This window comes from Megamonas hypermegale (assembly GCF_900187035.1).
Taxonomy (GTDB): domain Bacteria; phylum Bacillota; class Negativicutes; order Selenomonadales; family Selenomonadaceae; genus Megamonas; species Megamonas hypermegale.
The window spans coordinates 1826666-1848753 of the sequence record NZ_LT906446.1; the positions used below are offsets into that span (position 1 = coordinate 1826666).

At 36.1% G+C, this 22088-nt stretch carries 16 protein-coding genes, 2 tRNA genes and 2 rRNA genes; 5 read left to right on the forward strand and 15 right to left on the reverse strand.

Annotated features, from left to right (window positions below; genetic code table 11):
• Positions 1 to 68: 68 nt before the first annotated feature.
• The 6 genes from CKV65_RS08895 to CKV65_RS08920 form a co-directional block, all read right to left on the reverse strand.
• The gene (locus tag CKV65_RS08895; RefSeq protein WP_027890476.1) at positions 69 to 2405 is read right to left on the reverse strand and encodes an FAD-dependent oxidoreductase; all 2337 of its coding nucleotides are present in this window, start codon (positions 2403 to 2405) and stop codon (positions 69 to 71) included.
• Positions 2406 to 2427: 22 nt separating this feature from the next.
• The gene (locus CKV65_RS08900; protein ID WP_027890477.1) at positions 2428 to 4059 is read right to left on the reverse strand and encodes a glutamate synthase-related protein; all 1632 of its coding nucleotides are present in this window, start codon (positions 4057 to 4059) and stop codon (positions 2428 to 2430) included.
• Positions 4047 to 5153, reverse strand: coding sequence for a class II glutamine amidotransferase domain-containing protein (locus tag CKV65_RS08905; RefSeq protein WP_027890478.1), 1107 nt, complete (start codon positions 5151 to 5153; stop codon positions 4047 to 4049). The genes CKV65_RS08900 and CKV65_RS08905 overlap by 13 nt, the downstream gene beginning before the upstream one ends.
• A gap of 411 nt (positions 5154 to 5564) precedes the next feature.
• On the reverse strand, positions 5565 to 6302 hold the full coding sequence (locus CKV65_RS08910) for a hypothetical protein (RefSeq protein ID WP_036254843.1): 738 nt from the start codon (positions 6300 to 6302) through the stop codon (positions 5565 to 5567).
• A gap of 17 nt (positions 6303 to 6319) precedes the next feature.
• On the reverse strand, positions 6320 to 6712 hold the full coding sequence (locus CKV65_RS08915) for a DUF3783 domain-containing protein (protein WP_036254845.1): 393 nt from the start codon (positions 6710 to 6712) through the stop codon (positions 6320 to 6322).
• Between the two features lie 150 nt (positions 6713 to 6862).
• Positions 6863 to 7915, reverse strand: coding sequence for a DUF2939 domain-containing protein (locus tag CKV65_RS08920; protein WP_027890480.1), 1053 nt, complete (start codon positions 7913 to 7915; stop codon positions 6863 to 6865).
• Between the two features lie 217 nt (positions 7916 to 8132).
• Here CKV65_RS08920 and dhaM point away from each other — a divergent pair, with 217 nt between their 5' ends.
• Complete coding sequence (dhaM, locus tag CKV65_RS08925; RefSeq protein ID WP_231922669.1) at positions 8133 to 8543, forward strand: dihydroxyacetone kinase phosphoryl donor subunit DhaM; 411 nt, start codon at positions 8133 to 8135, stop codon at positions 8541 to 8543.
• 36 nt (positions 8544 to 8579) lie between these two features.
• Here the strand turns inward: dhaM and CKV65_RS08930 are convergent, their stop codons facing one another.
• On the reverse strand, positions 8580 to 9956 hold the full coding sequence (locus CKV65_RS08930; RefSeq protein ID WP_027890482.1) for an amino acid permease: 1377 nt from the start codon (positions 9954 to 9956) through the stop codon (positions 8580 to 8582).
• 198 nt (positions 9957 to 10154) lie between these two features.
• On the opposite strand from CKV65_RS08930, the gene CKV65_RS08935 reads away from it, so the two are divergent.
• The gene (locus CKV65_RS08935) at positions 10155 to 10790 is read left to right on the forward strand and encodes a YigZ family protein (RefSeq protein WP_027890483.1); all 636 of its coding nucleotides are present in this window, start codon (positions 10155 to 10157) and stop codon (positions 10788 to 10790) included.
• Positions 10791 to 10845: 55 nt separating this feature from the next.
• Here the strand turns inward: CKV65_RS08935 and serC are convergent, their stop codons facing one another.
• Positions 10846 to 11934 (reverse strand): 3-phosphoserine/phosphohydroxythreonine transaminase, encoded by a 1089-nt coding sequence (gene serC / locus CKV65_RS08940; protein WP_027890484.1) that lies wholly within the window; start codon positions 11932 to 11934, stop codon positions 10846 to 10848.
• Between the two features lie 316 nt (positions 11935 to 12250).
• Here serC and queF point away from each other — a divergent pair, with 316 nt between their 5' ends.
• The 3 genes from queF to CKV65_RS08955 are packed head-to-tail and all read left to right on the forward strand — an operon-like array spanning position 12251 to position 14918.
• Positions 12251 to 12745 carry a preQ(1) synthase gene (gene queF, locus CKV65_RS08945; RefSeq protein WP_027890485.1) on the forward strand — a complete coding sequence of 165 codons (495 nt, stop codon included), beginning with the start codon at positions 12251 to 12253 and terminating at the stop codon, positions 12743 to 12745.
• A 20-nt stretch (positions 12746 to 12765) separates the two neighbouring features.
• A complete protein-coding gene (locus CKV65_RS08950; protein WP_027890486.1) occupies positions 12766 to 13338 on the forward strand; it encodes a cob(I)yrinic acid a,c-diamide adenosyltransferase in 573 nt (190 codons plus the stop codon).
• A 26-nt stretch (positions 13339 to 13364) separates the two neighbouring features.
• The gene (locus tag CKV65_RS08955; RefSeq protein WP_027890487.1) at positions 13365 to 14918 is read left to right on the forward strand and encodes a sigma 54-interacting transcriptional regulator; all 1554 of its coding nucleotides are present in this window, start codon (positions 13365 to 13367) and stop codon (positions 14916 to 14918) included.
• 145 nt (positions 14919 to 15063) lie between these two features.
• On the opposite strand, the gene tnpA is transcribed toward CKV65_RS08955, so the two are convergent.
• From tnpA to CKV65_RS08990, 7 genes are all read right to left on the reverse strand, one after another.
• Positions 15064 to 15528 (reverse strand): IS200/IS605 family transposase, encoded by a 465-nt coding sequence (gene tnpA / locus CKV65_RS08960; RefSeq protein ID WP_095197670.1) that lies wholly within the window; start codon positions 15526 to 15528, stop codon positions 15064 to 15066.
• Between the two features lie 183 nt (positions 15529 to 15711).
• On the reverse strand, positions 15712 to 17097 hold the full coding sequence (locus CKV65_RS08965) for an amino acid permease (RefSeq protein ID WP_027890678.1): 1386 nt from the start codon (positions 17095 to 17097) through the stop codon (positions 15712 to 15714).
• Positions 17098 to 17193: 96 nt separating this feature from the next.
• Complete coding sequence (gene ald / locus CKV65_RS08970; RefSeq protein WP_027890677.1) at positions 17194 to 18315, reverse strand: alanine dehydrogenase; 1122 nt, start codon at positions 18313 to 18315, stop codon at positions 17194 to 17196.
• 312 nt (positions 18316 to 18627) lie between these two features.
• Positions 18628 to 18744 (reverse strand): 5S ribosomal RNA (rrf, locus tag CKV65_RS08975).
• Between the two features lie 66 nt (positions 18745 to 18810).
• Positions 18811 to 21720 (reverse strand): 23S ribosomal RNA (locus CKV65_RS08980).
• Between the two features lie 153 nt (positions 21721 to 21873).
• Positions 21874 to 21950 (reverse strand) — tRNA-Ile (locus CKV65_RS08985).
• A gap of 5 nt (positions 21951 to 21955) precedes the next feature.
• A tRNA-Ala gene (locus CKV65_RS08990) sits at positions 21956 to 22031 on the reverse strand.
• Positions 22032 to 22088: the final 57 nt, after the last annotated feature.

Consider the following 22088-nt stretch of genomic DNA (forward strand, 5'->3'; position numbering starts at 1 on the left):
ATATAACTTTTTCATTCAATAAAAAAAGCTATCTGTTCAGTATAACAGATAGCTTTTTTATGTCAAATTTATTCTGCTTTAGTTCTATACATTTTGATTTTTTCTGGATTGTCAATTAAAGTCCAAATACCGCATGGACAAACACCAGCACAAATACCGCAACCAATGCATTTTTTATCATCAGAAACATATTCAAATGTTCCATCTAAATGCTGAATACGAGAAATTGCTTTTTCTGGACAAGATTCAAGGCAAGTTTCACAATCACGGCAAGTACCACAGCTGATACAACGATTTACATCGTCTGCTGGGTCACCGAGATTGCAATGATGACATTTATCAAAATATGCTTTGTGTAAATTGTCTTTATTAATCTGTTTCTTTTCAGGGAATGGAGCAACTTCTTTATTCATTACATAAGCATCAGCATAATAAGCTGCTTTTTGACCAGAACCAATAGCATCAGTCAAACGGCCAGGTTTGATTACGTCGCCGGCAGCAAATACGCCATCTAAAATGGAAGCGTCGTTATTTGGAACAACCCAATCACGGAATTTTTTAATGCTATCATCTTCAGGTAAATAATCAAGAATAGGTGCTTCACCGATAGATACCATAACCATATCGCCAGGAACAAAGCGACCTTTATCATCATAAATACCTTCATCAGTAATTTTTGTTGTCATGAATGGCCAAATTAATTTACCGCCACGGCTTTCAATGTATTCAATTTCTTCATCAAAAGCTGCTGGTTTCTGAACGTCGATACAAGTAACAGTTTCAGCACCCATATCATAAGCGCCACGAGCTGTATCCATGCCGGCATTACCGCAACCAATTACGATTACATGTTTGCCAACTTTTGGATTATCTCCACGGTTTACAGCTTTTAAGAACTGAAGACCCATAACGAGTTTTTCTTTGCCTTCCCAGTTAAAGAAACGGGATTTATGACCACCAGTAGATACAACTACTGCATCAGAATTGCTTCTGATTTCAGCGAATTTTTCTGCATTAACTTTACATTCTGGTACAAATTTAACGCCCATATCTTCAATGCGTTTAAGTTCGGATTGTAAAAGTTCATGAGATAGACGAGCACGAGGAATAACTTGTTCAAGTTTACCACCCATATGTTTATCATCATCATAAACCGTTACATCATGACCTTTGCGAGCAAGCTGCCATGCAGCGGATAAACCAGCTACGCCACCACCGATAACGGCGATTTTTTTGCCAGTTTTAACTTTTGGTGCATCAACTTTAGTGAATGCGGAAAGATAACCAAGTGGTCCAATCTGTACAGGTTCATCAATATTGCCACGAGTACAACCTTCCATACAAGGGTTTGGACAAACACTACCACAAACAGAACCAGGGAATGGTGTATATTCTAACACAAGTTTAATTGCGTCTTCTAATTTACCTTGACGAATTAAATTGTAACGTTTTTGAGTTGGAATATTTGATGGGCAATGGAATTCGCAAGGAGCTGCAAATTTTGCATTTTCCCATTTTGGAACTCTCTGACGATAAAGACCAGTAACAACTGTAGGATTTACAACAAAATCATCAACAGCAACATCACTGAACATACCGCCTTTTATCCATTCATTTAAACGGAAGGATTTTAAATCTGGTTGTTTATTAGCTGCTGCTTGTTTTTCTTCAAAAGTAAGCGCTTCTAATTTATGCCATTCATCCCATTTAGACAATTCATCACGAAGTTCTGTTCTACCGATGGATTCCAAGAATTCATCCATGTTGTTGTTGAGGAAATCAATATCTTCTTGTGTTAAATCTTTTAAACGAATATCAGCAGGGTAACCATGGATTTTACCACGGAAATATACAGTACCGCCAACCATGCCGACACATGGACGTTCGCCAAGTACACTGTCAAATTCTTCGCTATCTACGCCACAAACGACAGCTTTACCGCCACCCATGAATTCGAATGAGAAAGAACCTACATTTTTAAGTACCCATAATTGTGGTTCTTCATAAAGAGGGTCGTGTTTCATGAGGGAACCAGAACGAGTACCTGCACGACCACCGATGTAAATTTTACCACCTGCGGAGCAATGACCAGCTGTATCACCAGCATCACCGCGTACAGTGATTTTACCGCCAGCATTAAGCCAACCAACATCGGCAGATGAAGATTCATCTACAACAATTTCTGTATTATCAAGACACATGCAACCAACACGCTGACCAGCGTTTGTTACATGGAAAAATAATTTCTTTCCTTCTGGATGCCATAATGGACCGCCAATATCATGCTGACCAGAAGCATGTATTTCAAATTCAGTTTCTCCTTTGGCTACAGCCTCGCCAATAGCAAGGAGCAAATCTTGTGTGGACATACGTTCATGTCCAACTAAAGTATCTATAGTAAACATCTTGCTTTTTCCTCCTCACCTATTAGCATACATACTGAATTCCAAGTTTATCTGCAACAGCTTTATCAGTAGAAACAAGAGCATCACTTCTGCCTACTGGAAGTGAAGAGTTACCAATAGGAGCCATGAGTTTTCTAAGTTCTGCATCAAAAGCTAAAACATAATCGACAATTTTCTGTGCGCCTTTATCGATATCAAGACGTTTAACAAGACGAGCATCTTGTGTACAAATACCAGTTGGGCATTTGCCTGTGTTACAAGCATTGCAACGGCCATGTTCATTACCGATACAACCGAGAAGTTGAATTAAGATTTTACCGCAGAATACGCCGTTTGCACCAAGGCAAATCATTTTGAATGCATCAGCTGCTGCATTACCAGTCAAGCCAATACCGCCACCACCATAAAGTGGAATTTGTCCTTGTAAACCTTGTTTTACTGCTGCTAAATAGCAATCGCGGATTTTAGAAACAACAGGATGACCAGTATGGTCAAGAGAAATTTCATTAGCCGCACCAGTACCACCTTGGATACCATCGATGAAGAAACCACCACAAATTTTATAAGGGTCACGAAGTAAATTATTATATACGGATACGGAAGTAGCTGAAGCTGCGCATTTTATTGCAACAGGTACTCTAAAGCCAAATGCCGCATTCATGGATAAGTGCATTTTCTGTACTGATTCTTCAATGGAATAAAGACCTTGATGGTTTGGTGGAGAAGAAAGTGTAGCTTTTGGTACACCACGAATTGCTTGAACGTGTTCTGCAACTTTAGCAGCCTGTAAAAGTCCGCCGTCACCAGGTTTTGCACCTTGACCAATTTTGATGAGGACGCCAGCTGGGTCAACTTTCATTTTTGGCAAAGCTTTTACGATACGGTTCCAACCAAAATGACCAGAAGCAATCTGGATAATCATATATTTTAAGTAATCAGATTCCAAAAGTTTGCTAGGCATACCGCCTTCACCGGAGCTCATGCGAATTGGAATGTTGCATTTTTCATTCAAGTAAGCACATGCGAGTGCTACTGCTTCCCATGCTCTTGTAGAGAGCGCACCGATAGACATATCAGAGAAAATAAGTGGATAAATCCATCTTACTGGAGGTGCTTTATGGTCCATAACAAGTTTGCCGTTTTCCATTTTAAATGGCAATTGTTTTGCTGGAAGTACACGACCAAATGGAGAACGAATATCAAAAGTATGACGCTGAGAGTCAAGTGAAGGGTCAGTCATCTGAGAAATACGACCAACTACGATACTATCGAGTGTTCTTTGTGCATTTAAGTTAGTACGACCACCACGTTTAATAGGACCATTATCGCGGGAGAGAAGTGTTTTTCTTGTATCTACATTTCTTACTGGGCGAATAGCGCCATTTGGACAAACTTTTTCGCACATACCGCAACCAACACAAGCATTTGCAAGTGTTTTTATCTGTTTTATTACAGGAACAGCTTTATGTGTGTGTTTTGGTTCTGGAAAAGCACTGTCAGAAGTAGTTTTATCAATGCGTAACACATCAGCTTCAATAGCATGAAAAGTACAAGTAGCAAGACAGCTACCGCACATTGTGCAACGGTTCATATCATATTCTATTTTCCAGTTTAAGTCATTTACGCTTATATCTTGTGTTCTTACTGCTTCCATCTTTGAACCTCCAGGTCATTAGTTATTACAACAACTTCGCGTTCATTAGGATAAATATCTTTACTCATATCTCTATTTGGCAAAATTTCGTTAATACCGCATACTTCTGAGGATATTGCTACCATATTTTCATCGCCGCCAACGACTACAGGACGCAATTTTTTAGAATCGCAGCAAGTCATCATACGACCATCTGGCAAGTTAGCAATAATAGTATTTGGGCCATTTATTTCCAGATTAGCAAGAGATTGACGAATAGCTGTCAAAACTTCTTTATCTGGGCGTTTATCAATTTCTTCAAAAGGGAGCGGTGTTATAACGTGTTTATAATATTCAATCGGCCATTTGAGTTCATGTAATACATAGTGGAGTGTATATAAGAAGTTTTGAGAATCTGATTCAAAACCGATATAACCACGATGTAAAGATTTTTGAAACTCTTTATTTTTAGTGAAAAATGTATTTTCACCGTTTGCACAAAGTGTATAACCTTGTAAGAAGAATGGATGAGCTGCATAACGAACGATATCATAGTTCGTATTTTGACGACACTGTGCCACAATATTTTTAGCAAGTAAACAGCCATTTTCGTTCCATAAATGGAAATATGTAGCAATATCAGCAGGATCACCAATTTCTTTTAATGTAAGTACATCTGGCCAGAAAGAATATACAAAACCATTACCAGATTCTTCTAATATTTTACGAAGAGCAAGTCTTGTATCAAGTAAGAGTTCGCCTTTTTCATCTTCAGATTTATCACGATAATATTCTGGATAATCGTAATTACGGAAAATATAATAAGGCATAGCTTGAATATCAAGTCCTGGTTGTTTATCTGGAACTGGAATCCATTCTGACAACTGTACAAAGTTATGGCTATCCATGTATTCTTCAACCATTTCAGCACCACGCTGTGTGCAAGCAAGTGAAAGCAGAGGCTTATCCTTATAATCGGAAAAAATACCGTACAAATCTTTCATTACCATGGCAAAACCAGAGTTATCATGACCCTCTTGTTGAGGAATCATTAATTTCAAAGCCTTTGCTGGGCTAACAGGTACTTTACTTTTTATTGAACCTATTCTACACAAAATAATCGCCTCCAAAACAATACATTTATACACAATAGTAAGTTACTATTTATATTTACAACTGCTTTTCCAAATAAAAGACAAATGTGTTTTAAATACGACTTTTATTTAAAAAGTGCACTTTACATTATATAAACTTGTCACTATCATGTCAATATATTTATGCATATTTCAAAAATGTATACTTTAAACAAAAGCTTATACATCAAAGGATTTATATTAAAGTTAAAAATTTTTTTATTATATTTATACATTAATAAATATAAAAACAAACATCAACGTTTTTTATGATTTCTATTAATATCAATTATTTATAGTTATTAACTAATTTAATATCTATCTATTTTCTTTTCATTGTACTGCATAGTTTTTCTGTATACAAAAAAAGACAGAGAAAACTCTGTCTTAAAATTATTTTTGTAAAAAATCATCTGCCATCTCTTTTATTTGAAATTTTACTGTATCAATGACATCTCTATGTTCATCTAATTCCTTTTGAGCTGTTACTTTCAAATCATCCACTTGATTTTTTACATCTTTTAATTTATCCATTTGTAAATTCATATCATCTAAATTTTGTTCTAATTTAGTTATTTTATTTTGTAAATCATCTGCTGTAGCTCTATCTTCAGCATCTTTACCTGTAAATTTATCTATCAACTCAACTAAAAAAGATTTATCCTTTGATACCTCTTCATGCTTTTTAGACAACTCATCTTTTTCCTGTTTTAATTGAGCTATTTGCATTTCCAAATCTTTTTCTTGTTCATCTAGCTTCTGCTGTCTAAGTTCTAATTGTTTTACATCATATTCCTTAGCATTTTGTTCACTTTGATTATGCAAACTCCATGAAAAAGATAAATAAAAACCAGCTATTCCCGCTGCAACAAACACCACTGTCAAAAGCAATCTCTTAATATATTTTTTTATTTTTTCTTTTATTGGCTTTTTACTTTTTACAGAAAAATTTTTTTCTTGCTTTGGCAAATCTTCTATTTTTATATTAGAGGCCTTTTTTTCTGCTTTGTCAGAATTTGCATTTTCAAATATACCTTGTTCCAACTGTTCCATTTCTTCTTTTGTTAAAAATCTAGTCGGTTCATCATTTTTAGGTATATCATTTCTATGCCAAGAATTTTTATCGTCCAACAAAATTCACCTTTCTTTTAATTTTTCTCTTTACTCATAGAAAGATGTTCTTTTTCCATGGTTTCACAAACACGACGCAATTTCCAAAAACGATTAAAAGATGTAACTATAGCTTTGCAAATAGGTACTTTTATTTCTTCTTCACGCATTTTTTTCAATACACTATCTAAACGAGCTCTAGAAAAATTATGAAACATCATCAATTCATATTTGAAATCAAAAACAGTTCCATCGTCTTCAGTTTCACTAAAGCCCTTTAAACCAAATAAATAACCGACTTTTTGCTGATATGCTTTTTCATCAGCAACTATAAATTTTATCTTTAATTTTTCAAGCAATGCTTTTAATTTTTCTAATTCAGTTTTATCTTTAAAATTATAAAGTAATATTATTTCTTCTTTTTTTATCATCGAAATTTCACCTCGCCCCATATTATAAAATATATAAAAACATTCGACAAGAACATGATTAATAAAAAAAGGCAGCTTTTTGATATGCACTTTCTAAATAGTTTTCTACTTACTATTTCATGCAACTCATTTATTACTGCCTTCTTATTTTTAACTCAATTGTCCTTGAATTCTATTTGTTAATAACTCAGCTTCATGTTCCATAGTTTTTGCTTTTTTCATATTGTCTGTAGCTTCTCGCAATGTTTTTATATCCTTATTTTCTAACCATTTTGCATAATTTTCATAGTATGCAATTTTACTTTCACACGCTTTTAAACGTAAATTATGCAAAGTTTCTGCTGCTTTCGGAACATTAACTTCTTGTAAATTTGCTTGTACTTCTTTTAATTGTGGCAAAATAGTACTTTCTATCGTTGATTTTAATTCCATACGAGATTTTTCATCACCAAGTACACCCATTTTTAACGAAGCATTCAATTTAGCTTCATTTTCTGTCAATGTTTTTTCTTTATCATTCAAAACAGTTGCTGTTTTATTTAAATATTCTTCAATATATGCTTTTCTTCCATCTTGTAATAACTTTATAAAATCTGCAAAATTATCTACACTAACAACTTTCCAATAACCATCTGGCTGTTCTTCTAAAGTCACTTGAAAAACAAATGGTTGATTAATTTCATTTTGTTGTGTTCTTATACCTGCCTGAGCTGTGCCATTTTCTTCATCAATATTGATATAGTCAGTTCCTAAATAAGTTAAATCCATCAGTCCAGTTTGGTCTAAAATCATTTTTGAATTAATCATAGCACCTTGACTGTCTTTTACATCTTCTGTAGCTTCCCAACTACCTGTTTTTACAAAAGTATTAAGACCATCATTTAAACTTGCGACAAGTGGTGCTTTAAACATTGTTGCCAAACTATTCATAGCCACTTTAGCTTCTTCTGGTAAATTATTCTGTGAAGCTATGATTGCATCTAACATATTATTCGTAACTCCAGCTACAACAGTATCTACATTTACGTATTTATTAAATTCGTCTATATCATGAGTTTCTACGGCTTCTTGAACTGCTTTTAAAGTATATTCTGGAGTTTTAACATAAAAATTAAAATATGCTATACAACCTCCTATTCCTATTATTACCACTACTAATGCTACGATAAAAATTTTTAATTTAGTTTGCGCCGATAATACCATAAACATTTCCTCCGAAAAACAAAATCAAAAACCATATATATTCCAATTATGCCACCGCCGCTGTAGTTATGCAACATATTTAATAAATATTTGATATCATTTTTTTCCTATAATAAAATAAATATTAATAAAATTTTACTAGATTGACACTTAAAAGCAAATAACATATCATTATTATGGAATATTTAGTTTTATCCACATAATAAATTATAAAGGTGTGCTTGAATTGATTGGACTTGTAATCGTTTCTCATAGTTTCTTAATTGCTGAAGGAACTAAAGAGCTTGCTCTCCAAATGGCAGACCCTGCACTAAAAATCATCGCTGCAGGTGGCACATCAGACGGCAAATTAGGCACAGACATGAAAAAAATAAAATCTGCCATAGAAAAAGTAAATGGTCCGGAAGGCGTATTAATTCTCACTGATTTAGGTAGCTCTGTTTTGACAACAGAAATGGTTATAGACATGTTAGATGAGGACAACAAAGATATCAGTAAAATTAAAATTGCCAACGCTCCACTTGTTGAAGGTTCTGTTGTCGCCGCTGTTGAAGCTTCTTTTGGCAAGGATATTTTTAGTATAAAAAAAACCGTCGAAAATATTGTCATAAAGAAGGTTCCCATTTAAAAAAGCTGTACAGAAAAATCTGTACAGCTTTTATTTTTATAGTTCACCTTTATTTCGTATTACTGCCGTTTTATGTGCTTTTACTTGCTTTAATTTAAAGATAATCATCGGTACAACCATCATCGGTACACCAACATAAAGTGTAGAACGAAGTTCATCTGTAAAAGCAATTACAACTAAACAAAATACCTGTACCCAAATACCAATTAAAGTAACATATGGGAAAAACGGCGTTTTATATTTTAATTCAGATTCTCTATTAGCTGCAATCATCTTTTTACGGAAATTATATTGACTCCAGCAAATAGAAATCCATGCCATCGCACCTGTAAAACCAGAAACAGCTAATAAATAAGTATATGCTGTTTCACTTGTATCTATAGTATATAACAAAATTACAAGCCAACAAGCACAGATTGAAACAATAATGGAATTCTGTGGCATACCATTATGATTTAATTTACCTAAGAATTTAGGTGCCATGCCGTGTTTAGAAAGACCATGTAATGCTCTTCCTGCACCATATAATCCTGAATTAGAACAAGAAATAGCTGCTGTTAAGATTACAAAAGCAAACATATAACCAAAATAATCAAAACCATAACGATGCATTGCTGCGGCAAACACACTTTCAGTTAAACTAGCTTCATCCCACGGTAAAATTGAAATAAGAAGCGTAATCGGAATTATATATAAAGCAATAATTCTCCATGTAACATTGCGAACTGCTATTGGAATACTTTTTGCTGGGTCTTTACATTCTCCAGCAGCTAAGCCAATTATTTCTGAACCTTGGAAATTAACAAGTATAATAACCATGGTCATGATAATTGCCCAATATCCATGTGGGGCAAATCCGCCACTGCCTAATAAAACTTTTGTACCAATAGGTTCACCAGTTCCACCAGCCCAACCCATACAAATTGCAAAAGCAATGATACTGAAAATAATTAATGCTGTTATTTTAATAATTGATAACCAAAATTCACTTTCACCGAACTTACCTACACTGAATAGGTTTATAAACGTTACTACTAAACCGAACGATACAGCCCACCACAGCTGGCTGACCTCTGGAACAAACTGGTTCATTATTATTCCCGCGGCAATCATCTCTGCCGGTACATAAACTACCCAATTAAGCCAATATGCCCAACCAACACCACAAGCCCAAGTTGGTGATATATGGTCATTTGCATACGTAACAAAAGAACTTGATACAGGCTGAGCAACTGCAAGTTCAGCCAAACATAGCATTACACATAATACTACCATTCCGCCTAATAAATAAGCTAGTATAGAAGCAGGTCCTGCTTGTTCAAGTACATAGCCAGTACCTAAAAAGTAACAGCTACCAATAATTCCTCCCAGAGAAATAAGCTGTATATGTCTGTTTTTCAGACCCCTATTCATTATAGGTTTGTTGTTCATCTCCTTAATAACACAACCTTTCTTTTAATAATATAATTTAATGTTTTATTATGAAAATAATACTATAAAACTATTAATTTTACCATACAAAAAGCAAAATTTTGTAAAAAAATTTTTTCAATTCAATTTATATCTCAATTTTTATATAATATAATCATGAAAATTTTTCGAGGTGAAACAATGTTAGAATATAAAACTATACAAGGATATGCAACTACAGAATGGGAAATTCAAAAATCCCGATTTATTTCCTACATAAACCACGTTGAAACAGAAGAACAAGCACAAGATTTTGTAAATCAAATCAAGAAAAAACACTTTGATGCTCGCCATAATTGTTATGCTTATATTATAGGTGAACACAGCGATATTCAAAAATCCAGTGACGATGGTGAACCGAGTGGAACGGCTGGCGTCCCTATTTTAGAAGTTCTTAAAAAAAATGAATTAAGTGATGTTGTAATTGTCGTAACTCGCTATTTTGGCGGAATAAAACTGGGTGCTGGCGGTCTAATTCGTGCATATGGCAAATCTGCCACTTTAGGCATTGATGCTTCTACCGTAGTAAAAAAATCCATTTTTAATTGTTATAATTTATCTTTAGATTATAATTTACTAGGTACATTAGAAAACTATCTTCATCAAAATGAAATACGCATTAAAGATAAAAACTACACTGATAAAGTAGATATCAGTATTTTATTGCCACAAAACGATAGTGACAATACTTTAAACGATATAACAAATCTCTCAGCAGCTCGCTGTAAAATCACAAAACTAGATACTATTTATCTCGATATTCCAATAAAAAAATAAACCATAAAAAAAAGATGATTTACCATTTAGCAGTAAACCATCTTTTTTTACATCATTATTTATTTTCTTTACGAAATTTTTCCATGAAGTCTACAAGTGCTTGGCAGCCTTCCATTGGCATTGCATTATAAATAGATGTACGCATACCGCCAACAGAGCGATGACCTTTTACGCCACCTAAACCATGTTCTAAAGCTTCAGCTGCAAATTTATTTTCAAGTTCTACACTTGGCAATCTAAATGTTACATTCATGAAAGAACGACTGTCTTTATCTGCATGGCCTGTATAGAAACCATCACTATTATCAATAACATCATAAACAAGTTTAGCTTTAGCTGCATTTCTTTTAGCCATAGCTTCCAAGCCACCCATTTCTTTAATCCATGCAACAACTTTTCCAACCATATAAATGCAGAAAGCAGGTGGTGTATTATATAAAGAATTCTTTTTCAAATAAGTATTATAACGAAGCATTGTTGGAACAGATTCTGGTGAATTTTCAATAAAGGATTTACGAGCAACTACAACTACTACGCCAGCAGGGCCAAGATTTTTCTGTGCACCAGCATAGATAAGGCTGAATTTAGAAAAATCAAGTGGACGAGATAACATATCAGAAGACATATCAGCGATAAGTGGTACATCGCCTGTTTCTGGAATGTAATGATATTCTGTACCGTAAATTGTATTATTATAGCAAAGATGTAAATATGCTGCATTATCACTGAGTTTTATTTCATCTTGTGTAGGAATATGTTTAAAATTAACATCTTTGCTAGAAGCTGCAACATGACCTACACCTAATAATTTAGCTTCATCATATGCTTTAGAAGCAAAACTACCAGAAAGAACGTAATTTCCTACTTTGCCATCTACTGCAAAGTTTTGTGGAAGCATAGTAAATTGCATGCTTGCTCCACCTTGGCAGAATAATACTTCATAATCATCACCAAGACCCATAAGTTCTTTTATATCAGCTTTAGCTTGATTATGTACTTGTTCATACTGTTTTGAACGATGACTGATTTCTATAATAGACATTCCGCTACCAGCGAAATTTAAAAATTCTTTTTGTGCTTCTTGTAAAACTTCTAATGGTTGCATAGCAGGACCAGGATTAAAATTATAAATACGATTTTCCATGTAAAATCCTCCAAAATCTGTACAGTTTTGCTATTTCGCTCAGTACATTTATTGTGAAATATTTATCATACTATTGTCCAAAGGCCTTTAAATACACATTTGATTAAAATACAAGCTTTTTTAATGGCAATAAATATAATATGTTAATTTTACTGCTACAAAAGTATTTTAGTCAAGTAAAAAATTAACATAATAAGTGATAATTTGTAAATATAAAAACACAGTTAACACCAATAAAAGACAAAAACAAAATTAGTAACATCATTTCTTTTATGTTATAATATTTATACCAATAATACTACAAAGGAAGGATATAATGCGCACTAAAGAAGAAGTACAAGATATCACATTACTCGGTCAAAAAAATGTAAAATACGATTTTGATTACCGCCCTGATGTTTTAGAAACTTTCGATAATAAACATCCTGACCATGATTATTGGGTAAAATTCAATTGCCCTGAATTTACCACATTATGCCCTATCACTGGTCAACCAGATTTCGGCACTATATATATTTCTTACGTACCAGACATAAAAATGGTAGAAAGTAAATCCTTAAAATTATATTTATTCAGCTTTAGAAATCACGGTGATTTTCATGAAGATGTCGTAAATATCATCATGAAAGATTTAATAAAACTCATGAACCCTAAATACATCGAAGTTTGGGGAAAATTTTTACCACGCGGTGGCATTTCTATTGACCCATATACAAATTATGGCCGACCAAATACTAAATACGAAAGTTTAGCTCAAAAACGTTTTGAAACACATGATTTATATAGCTTAGAAAAAATAGATAACCGTTAAACAGAAAGCGAAGTGATATTATGCTTCAAGTTTATACTGGTAATGGCAAAGGCAAGACTACAGCAGCAATTGGTCTTGCCATTCGCTGTTTAGGAGCCGGTAAAAAAGTTTATTTTTCACAATTTATGAAAACTCTATCATATAGTGAACAGATTATTTTGCAACAGTTTTCACCAAATCTCACTTTAAAAACAAGTGGCAAACCATATTTTATTGCTAAAGAAGGCATGCTCTCAAAAGAAGAAATAGCTAAATGGGGCGATATGATAAAAGTTTATCCCGCTGATAATCCGCCAGAAGATTATGTAAAATTAGTCAATGATAATTTAAAGGAAACACTTCAAGCAGTCAATGACAACCATTATGATTTAATTATTTTAGATGAAATTAATGTCACTATGTTCTATGATTTAATTACTCGTCAAACCTTAGAAAATTTTTTGGATAAGTTACCTAAAAATGTAGAAGTTGTCTGTACCGGTCGTTACGCCCCCGATTGGTTAATAAAACGTGCCGACCTTGTTACAGAAATGAAAGAAATAAAACACTATTATCAAAAAGGTATACAAGGCCGTAAAGGCATAGAAGATTAAAATCTCCTATAAAAAAAGGAATTATTATGAAAATATGTATTGAAAATAAAGACCGCCATGGATTAGTTTATGATATATCCAAAATATTGTTAAAATACAATATAAACATCCTTTCTATGGAAGTTATCAAAAACACTACATATTTAGAAACAGAAGCCTTATCCTATAAAATTGAACAACGCATTCTCGCAGAACTTAACGCATTAAATGGCATTATCAATATAAAACCAATCATGTTAATGCCACATGACGAAAAATATCAACAAATGGACATTATTTTTAACACCATTAATGAAGGTATTGTCATCGCTAATAATAAAAGTGAAATCATATACATCAATAAAGCAGCCATTTCTATTTTAAAAGTAGATGATAAATCCATTATCGGTGAAACAATTTCTAAAGTATTACCATTTTGTAAGCTTCTTTCCAAAACACTTGCTACTGGTAAAAAATATCTTCACCATGAAGTTTACTCTGAAGAATACAACAACCACTATATGGTTAGCAGTCAGCCTATACTAGATGAAAATGGCAATTTATTCGGTGGTGTAGCTGTTATCCGTGATATGAAAACAGTACGTCAAATTTATCAAAAAATTACAGGACAACCTTCTACCAGCTTCAACGATATTATTCATCAAAGTCAAATCATGGAAGAATTGATATTATCAGCACAACATTATGCTAGTAGCAATTCTACCATTTTAATACGTGGAGAAACAGGCTCGGGCAAAGAATTATTTGCTCGTGCTATCCATAACGCTTCATCTCGTCGCAATAATATTTTTCTAGCAATAAATTGCACAGCAATTCCCGATACTCTTTTAGAAAGTGAATTATTTGGTTATGAAGAAGGCACTTTTACAGGAGCTAATAAAGGCGGAAAACTTGGTTTATTTGAACTTGCCTGTGATGGTACATTATTTCTCGATGAAATAGGTGACATTTCTTCTACTCTACAGGCTAAATTATTACGTGTTTTGCAAGAGCACACAGTCCGTCGCATCGGTGGAAATCGTGAAATTCCCATCAATGTTCGCATTATATCTGCCACCAATCGCAATTTAGAAGAAATGGTACAAAATGGAATGTTCCGTCAAGATTTATATTATAGATTGAACGTAATTCCACTTTGCTTACCTCCACTACGTGAACGCAGAGAAGATATTGCATTGCTTGCTAACTATCTATTTAATTCTACTGTTTCTGACATCAACCCTAGTGTAAAAACCCTTTCACCTGAAGCTATAAAAAAATTAGAAAGTTATGACTACCCAGGTAATGTCCGCGAATTGAGCAATATAATTGAACGTGCTATCAATATGGCTAGAAAACCTGTAATCACACCTGATGATATTGTCTTCTCTACCCAAAATCAATCAGTAAATACCAATAATTATGATAATAAAATCATTGATTTTAATTTAAATGCAGCTGTAAAAAATACTGAAAAGAGAATTATTCGTGAAGCCTTAAAAGAATTTAATTCGTCTCGTAAACTTGGTGCAGCTTTAGGTATTTCCCATACTAGCATCATTCGCAAAATGAAAGAATATAATTTACATTTCAAAGAATAAATCAAAACCACCAGTTAAACTGGTGGTTTGCTCAACCCTATAAGGGTTTTTCTCTTGTGGTTGCATCTTAAAAGATGCGCTGAATAATCTGACAACCACATTTTTTTCACTGGCAAAGCCCCTCTTTGGGGCTTTTATTTTTGCCTTATTGTCCCTTGCTACCTGTAAACGGGTCTATATATTCTTTTAAACTTATTTGATCTATCATTATGTCTTCTTCTAATTGGTTTTTTATATATTCTTTTATCGCATTTTCATATTTTCCTACTGTATCTACATAATATCCTCTGCACCAAAAATGTCTATTTCCATACTTATATTTTAAATTTGCATGTCTATCAAATATCATCAAACTACTCTTACTTTTCAAATACCCCATAAATCCTGCTACACTCAAATGCGGTGGTATTGCCACTAACATATGGATATGATTTGGGCAACATTCTGCTTCTATTATTTCTACTTTTTTTCTTTTGCATAACTGTCTTAATATCTTTCCTATATCTACTCTTATTTTTTTATAAATAACTTGTCTACGGTATTTTGGTGCAAAAACAATATGATATTTACATCTCCACTTACTATGTGATAAACTTTTTATATCATTCATTGACACGAACCTCCTATACTTTATATGGTTGCCAGACCACTTATATTGTAGTACGGAGGTTCTTTCCTTTTCTTTAAGAATTCTTAACAACCCCCAGTTAAACTGTGGGTTTTATCATACCTATTCGGCGACAACAAAAACTGGAATTACGTATAATTTGTAATTCCAGTTTTTATTTATTTATTATTTTTCATTTGACTGAATTTTAGAGTGTTTATAACTATAACCAAAATATATAATTAAACCAATAACACACCATATTACAAAACGAATCCAAGTGTGAATTGGTAAGTTATACATCAAATAGCCACATGAAAGCATTGCCATTGGACTTACAAAATAAATCGCAGGGCATCTAAAGCCACGTTTTATTTCTGGACGAGTTATTCTTAAATATAAAACACCAAAACCTGCTAAGAAAAAGGCAGATAATGTACCGATATTAGCCATTTCAGCAATTAAATGAATAGGTGCAAAACCTGCTATTGCTGCAACTAATATACAACCACCGATAGTTACTAAATAAGGAGTACGATATAATTTATGAATTTTACAGATACCAGCTGGAATCATACCATCACGAGATAACGCAAAGAAGATACGAGCTTGTCCATATAAAAGAACTAACAATACCGTTGTTATACCGCAAATTGCACCAACCGCTACAATGGCAGAACCAATTGGATAACCGATTGCACGAAGTGCATATGCTACTGGTTCAGGTGTATTTAAGTCTGTATATGGAACAATACCTGTTAAAACTAACGCTACAAAGAAATATAAAATTGCACAGACAAATAATGAACCTAAAATACCAATAGGTAAATCGCGTGACGGATTTTTCGCTTCTTCTGCTGATGTAGCCACGGCATCAAATCCAATATAAGCAAAAAATACAATAGCTGCACCAGAGGCAATACCTTGATAACCAAATGGAAGGAATGGGTCCCAGTTAGTAGGGTCAACATGAGGAACTGCAATTACAAAGAAAATAGCAATAACCGCTAATTTTACAAATACTAAAATACGATTAATCATTACTGTTTCTTTTGTACCACGCACTAATAAAATGCACAAAAACATTGTAATTGCAATCGCTGGAATATTAATAATACCGCCTTCTTCAGGTACTTTTGTAAAAGCAATTGGTAAATCTATACCACCTGAAGCAAGTAAACCAACTACATATCCCGACCAACCTGAAGCTACTGTACTACATGTAACTGTATATTCCAAAACTAAGTTCCAACCTACGATGAAAGCTACAAATTCACCTAATGATGCATACGTATACGTATAGGCACTACCAGCAACTGGTACCATTGAAGCATATTCTGCATATGCAAGACCTGCAAATGCACATGCTACAGAAGCAAGCACGAAGGATAACGATATACCAGGACCTGCATAAAGTGCTGCACCAACACCTGTTAATACAAATATACCTGTGCCAATTACACTACCAATTCCTAAGAAAACCAAATCAAATGCACTTAAATTCCTAGTAAGTCCTGATTTTTGCGCCATTGAACGCAATGCGCCAATATCCTTCTTTCGGAATAAATCCATAAAAAACCCTCCTTTTTAAAACATGAATATATCCCTTACTTTCTAAAAATATTTTTCACAAAAATAAAAGGCCTGGTAAACCCAGGCCTTAGCTTTTTATTTTAAAATTTCATGAATGTCATGATATGGTAAATTCAAACCATCTGCTACGCCTTTAAATGTTACTTTACCGTCTATTGTATTAATACCTTGCATTAAACCAGGATCATCAAGACAAGCTTGTTTATATCCTTTATTAGCAATTGCTAAAGCATAAGGCAAAGTAGCGTTCGTTAATGCTAAAGTAGAAGTTCTAGATACCGCACCCGGAATATTTGCTACAGAATAATGAATTACGCCATGTTTTACAAATGTTGGGTCATCATGAGTTGTACAATGGTCACAAGTTTCAACAGCGCCACCTTGGTCAATAGCTACATCGACAACAACTGAACCAGGTTTCATTGTCTTAATCATTTCTTCAGTAACCAAAATAGGAGTTTTAGCACCTGGAATGAGTACAGAACTTATAAGTAAATCTGCTCTAGCTACCCATTTAGCAATATTATAGCTATTAGACATTTCAGTAACTACACGACCATGGAAAATATCATCAAGATAACGAAGTCTATCTATAGAAAGGTCAATAATTGTTACACGAGCACCAAGACCTGCTGCCATTTTAGCCGCATTAGTACCAACAATACCACCGCCGACAATAACAACTTGACCTGGGCAAACACCACTAACGCCACCAAGTAAAACGCCACGTCCACCATATTGACTTTCAAGGAATTGAGCACCTAATTGGATTGACATACGACCTGCGATTTCACTCATTGGGGAAAGAAGTGGTAAAGAACGACCATCTCTACCTCTAACTGTTTCGTAAGCAATACCAACAACTTTATGACGTAAAAGTGCATCAGTAAGTTCAGGTTCTGGAGCTAAATGTAAATAAGTATAAAGAATTTGACCTTCATGGAACAAATCATATTCGGATGGTAAAGGTTCTTTTACTTTAATAATCATATCAGCTCTATCAAAGAGTTCTTTTTTATCTTCAACAATTTGTGCGCCAGTAGCAATATAAGCTTCGTCCGTAAAACCACTGCCTACACCTGCTGATTTTTCCACCAATACAGTATGACCAGAACGAATTAAAGCTTCACTACCTGCAGGTGTTAAACCAACACGATTTTCATTGTTTTTAATTTCTTTGATAACACTAATAATCATTATAAAACCCTCCTTTAGGTTAAGAAATATATATTGATTTATTTTTTACGAATTTCTCTTACACCTATAATATAATGCAAGTAGTGTGCCAACTTTTTTAATAAACCAAAAATATTATAAAATAAGTATTTTTTATAATTATCATTATTTTTGTAACATTTATATTACAGTAGATGTAACAATATAATTACAACTGTAATATTTTATTACATTATAACCTAATTTAAGATTTTATAATTTGAAAGTAAGGTATATACAATCATGTTAAAATAAAATAGAAAAAAGGCACTGAATAATCAGTGCCTTTTCCTTAACCGGCAACTTCCTATCCTCCCAGCACGTTTCCATGCAAGTACTTTCGGCCTCTAAATGCTTAACTACTGTGTTCGGTATGGGTACAGGTGGTTCCATTTAGGCATCATCACCGGATATTCATTTTTTGAGGTTTGTTCCCTCAAAACTTCACAGAAGAATTTCTTTGCCCTACCAAGCTTTTAAGTTAAGTTCTCGACTTATTAGTACCAGTCCGCTACATTCATTACTGAACTTCTACTCCTGGCCTATCAACCTCATCTTCTTTAAGGTGTCTTTCAAGCTTACGCTTCGGGAGACCTCATCTCAAGGCTGGTTTCACGCTTAGATGCTTTCAGCGTTTATCCTTTCCGGACGTAGCTACCCAACTGTACCCCTGGCGGGATAATTGGTACACCATTGGTCCGTCCACTCCGGTCCTCTCGTACTAGGAGCAGCCCCCTTCAAGTCTCTTACGCCCGCGATGGATATGGACCGAACTGTCTCACGACGTTCTGAACCCAGCTCACGTACCACTTTAATGGGCGAACAGCCCAACCCTTGGGACCTGCTCCAGCCCCAGGATGTGATGAGCCGACATCGAGGTGCCAAACCTCCCCGTCGATATGGACTCTTGGGAGAGATTAGCCTGTTATCCCCAGGGTAGCTTTTATCCGTTGAGCGATGGCCCTTCCACTCGGAACCACCGGATCACTAAGCCCTACTTTCGTACCTGCTCGTCGTGTCTGACTCGCAGTCAAGCTCCCTTCTGCCTTTGCACTCTTTGCGCGGTTTCCGTTCGCGCTGAGGGAACCTTTGGGCGCCTCCGTTACATTTTGGGAGGCGACCGCCCCAGTCAAACTGCCCGCCTGACACTGTCCTGAGTTTCGTTACTCCTACAGTTAGAGGTTCAATAAATAAAGGGTGGTATCCCAACGTCGACTCCATCTAGGCTAACGCCCAGACTTCCCAGTCTCCCACCTATCCTGTACGTTATTTACTAAACATCAATGTCAGGTTGCAGTAAAGCTCCATGGGGTCTTTCTGTCCAGTCGCGGGTAACCTGCATCTTCACAGGTACTTCAATTTCACCAGGTCCCTCGTTGAGACAGTGCCCAAGTCGTTACACCTTTCGTGCGGGTCGGAACTTACCCGACAAGGAATTTCGCTACCTTAGGACCGTTATAGTTACGGCCGCCGTTTACTGGGGCTTCAATTCAAGCCTTCGAGTTGCCTCTAAGCCCTCCTCTTAACCTTCCAGCACCGGGCAGGTGTCAGCACCTATACTTCAGATTTCTCTTTCGCAGGCACCTGTGTTTGTGCTAAACAGTCGCTTGGGCCTCTCTTGTGCCACCGGCTGACGCTCCAGAAGTTAATCCCTTCACATCCTCCGGCTATCCTTATCCCTAAGTTACGGATACAATTTGCCGAGTTCCTTAACGAGGGTTGTCCCGCGCACCTTAGGATTCTCTCCCCGCCTACCTGTGTCGGTTTCGGTACGGGCGCTCCATCTCTCACTAGAAGCTTTTCTCGACAGCATGGCTCACTTGAATTTGACTCTACCGAAGTATCGTCTATCTATCAGCTCTCGGTCTTATGATACGGATTTTCCTATATCACAACCTACCACCTTCGACACGCTCTTCCAATCGCGTGCTCAAGCTACCTTCTGTGTCACTCCATTGCTCAAACGATTTGAAGCGGTACAGGAATATTAACCTGTTGTCCATCGCCTATGCTTTTTGCCTCGGCTTAGGTCCCGACTTACCCTGAGTCGACGAGCGTTGCTCAGGAAACCTTAGGCTTTCGGTGGAACAGATTCTCACTGTTCTTTTCGCTACTCATACCGGCATTCTCTCTTGTGTATCCTCCAGCGCTCCTTACGGTACACCTTCAGTCGAATACACAACGCTCCCCTACCCAGAATTATTCATCCTGCCACGACTTCGGTTCTGTACTTGAGCCCCGGACATCTTCGGCGCAAGGCCTCTCGACCAGTGAGCTATTACGCACTCTTTTAATGGTGGCTGCTTCTAAGCCAACATCCTGGTTGTTTATGAAGTCTTACATCCTTCTCCACTTAGTACAGCATTGGGGACCTTAGTCGGTGGTCTGGGCTGTTTCCCTCTTGACTACGGGTCTTATCACTCGCAGTCTGACTCCCAGGGTCTTAATTATAGCCATTCGAAGTTTGTCTAGGGTCGGTAGGCTTTACGCCCCCTTACCAGAACAGTGCTCTACCGTCTATAATCTTCCCTGAGGCTAGCCCTAAAGCTATTTCGGGGAGTACCAGCTATCTCCGCGTTCGATTGGCATTTCACCCCTATCCACGGTTCATCCCAAAGTTTTTCAACACTCACGGGTTCGGTCCTCCACGCATTTTTACCTGCGCTTCAACCTGACCATGGATAGATCACTGCGGTTTCGGGTCTACACCATGTTACTAGTCGCCCTATTAAGACTCGCTTTCGCTTCGGCTCCGTGTCTCCCACTTAACCTCGCAACATAATGTAACTCGCCGGTTCATTCTTCAATAGGCACGCCGTCGCACTCTTAAGGTGCTTCGACTGCTTGTAGACATACGGTTTCAGGTTCTATTTCACTCCCCTCCCGGGGTTCTTTTCACCTTTCCCTCACGGTACTATTCTCTATCGGTCGCCAATTAGTATTTTGCCTTGGAGGGTGGTCCCCCCTGCTTCCTACAAGGTTTCACGTGTCTCGTAGTACTCTGGATACCAGCCAGATTGACTCCTTTTCGCCTACAGGTGTTTCACCTTCTACGCATGGCCTTTCCAGACCATTCGGCTAAGAAGTTTCCTCTTTCTGCCGGTCCTCAACCCCAGACAACCGAAGTTATCTGGTTTGGGCTCTTCCCCTTTCGCTCGCCGCTACTTAGGGAATCTCATTTGATTACTTTTCCTCCGGGTACTTAGATGTTTCAGTTCCCCGGGTCTGCCTCTTTCGTATCATCACATTACTGATGATGGGTTGCCCCATTCGGAAATGTATGGGTCACTGGATGCTTGCTCCTTACCATACCTTTTCGCAGCTTACCGCGTCCTTCATCGGCTCTTGGCGCCAAGGCATCCGCCGTATGCCCTTGTTCACTTAACTTACTTAAGGTCATTTGCTTTTGTCTTCGCTAATGTTTTTAAATCCTAAAATGCTTGGTTCAATCCACTAAACTCTAAGAGAAGCATTTGCTTTTCTTTTCGGTGAATTAGTTTTGCATTTATATTCTTCTGTGCAGTTTTCAAAGAACAATTATGGTGGGCCTAACTAGACTTGAACTAGTGACCTCACGCTTATCAGGCGTGCGCTCTAACCAGCTGAGCTATAGGCCCATATATGGTGGAGATGAGGAGATTCGAACTCCTGACCCCCTGCTTGCAAGGCAGGTGCTCTCCCAACTGAGCTACACCCCCATATAGAGAGATATTCTCTCAAAACCAAACAATGCTTACGAATGTGCTCGACTCATA

Excerpts from the sequence above, each read along its gene's own strand:
- CKV65_RS08895 (WP_027890476.1), bottom strand. The coding sequence starts at position 2,405 with ATGTTTACTATAGATACTTTAGTTGGACATGAACGTATGTCCACACAA.
- CKV65_RS08900 (WP_027890477.1), bottom strand. The coding sequence starts at position 4,059 with ATGGAAGCAGTAAGAACACAAGATATAAGCGTAAATGACTTAAACTGG.
- CKV65_RS08915 (WP_036254845.1), bottom strand. The coding sequence starts at position 6,712 with ATGATAAAAAAAGAAGAAATAATATTACTTTATAATTTTAAAGATAAA.
- CKV65_RS08920 (WP_027890480.1), bottom strand. The coding sequence starts at position 7,915 with ATGGTATTATCGGCGCAAACTAAATTAAAAATTTTTATCGTAGCATTA.
- CKV65_RS08930 (WP_027890482.1), bottom strand. The coding sequence starts at position 9,956 with ATGAATAGGGGTCTGAAAAACAGACATATACAGCTTATTTCTCTGGGA.
- CKV65_RS08935 (WP_027890483.1), top strand. The coding sequence starts at position 10,155 with ATGTTAGAATATAAAACTATACAAGGATATGCAACTACAGAATGGGAA.
- serC (WP_027890484.1), bottom strand. The coding sequence starts at position 11,934 with ATGGAAAATCGTATTTATAATTTTAATCCTGGTCCTGCTATGCAACCA.
- queF (WP_027890485.1), top strand. The coding sequence starts at position 12,251 with ATGCGCACTAAAGAAGAAGTACAAGATATCACATTACTCGGTCAAAAA.
- CKV65_RS08950 (WP_027890486.1), top strand. The coding sequence starts at position 12,766 with ATGCTTCAAGTTTATACTGGTAATGGCAAAGGCAAGACTACAGCAGCA.
- CKV65_RS08955 (WP_027890487.1), top strand. The coding sequence starts at position 13,365 with ATGAAAATATGTATTGAAAATAAAGACCGCCATGGATTAGTTTATGAT.
- tnpA (WP_095197670.1), bottom strand. The coding sequence starts at position 15,528 with ATGAATGATATAAAAAGTTTATCACATAGTAAGTGGAGATGTAAATAT.
- CKV65_RS08965 (WP_027890678.1), bottom strand. The coding sequence starts at position 17,097 with ATGGATTTATTCCGAAAGAAGGATATTGGCGCATTGCGTTCAATGGCG.
- ald (WP_027890677.1), bottom strand. The coding sequence starts at position 18,315 with ATGATTATTAGTGTTATCAAAGAAATTAAAAACAATGAAAATCGTGTT.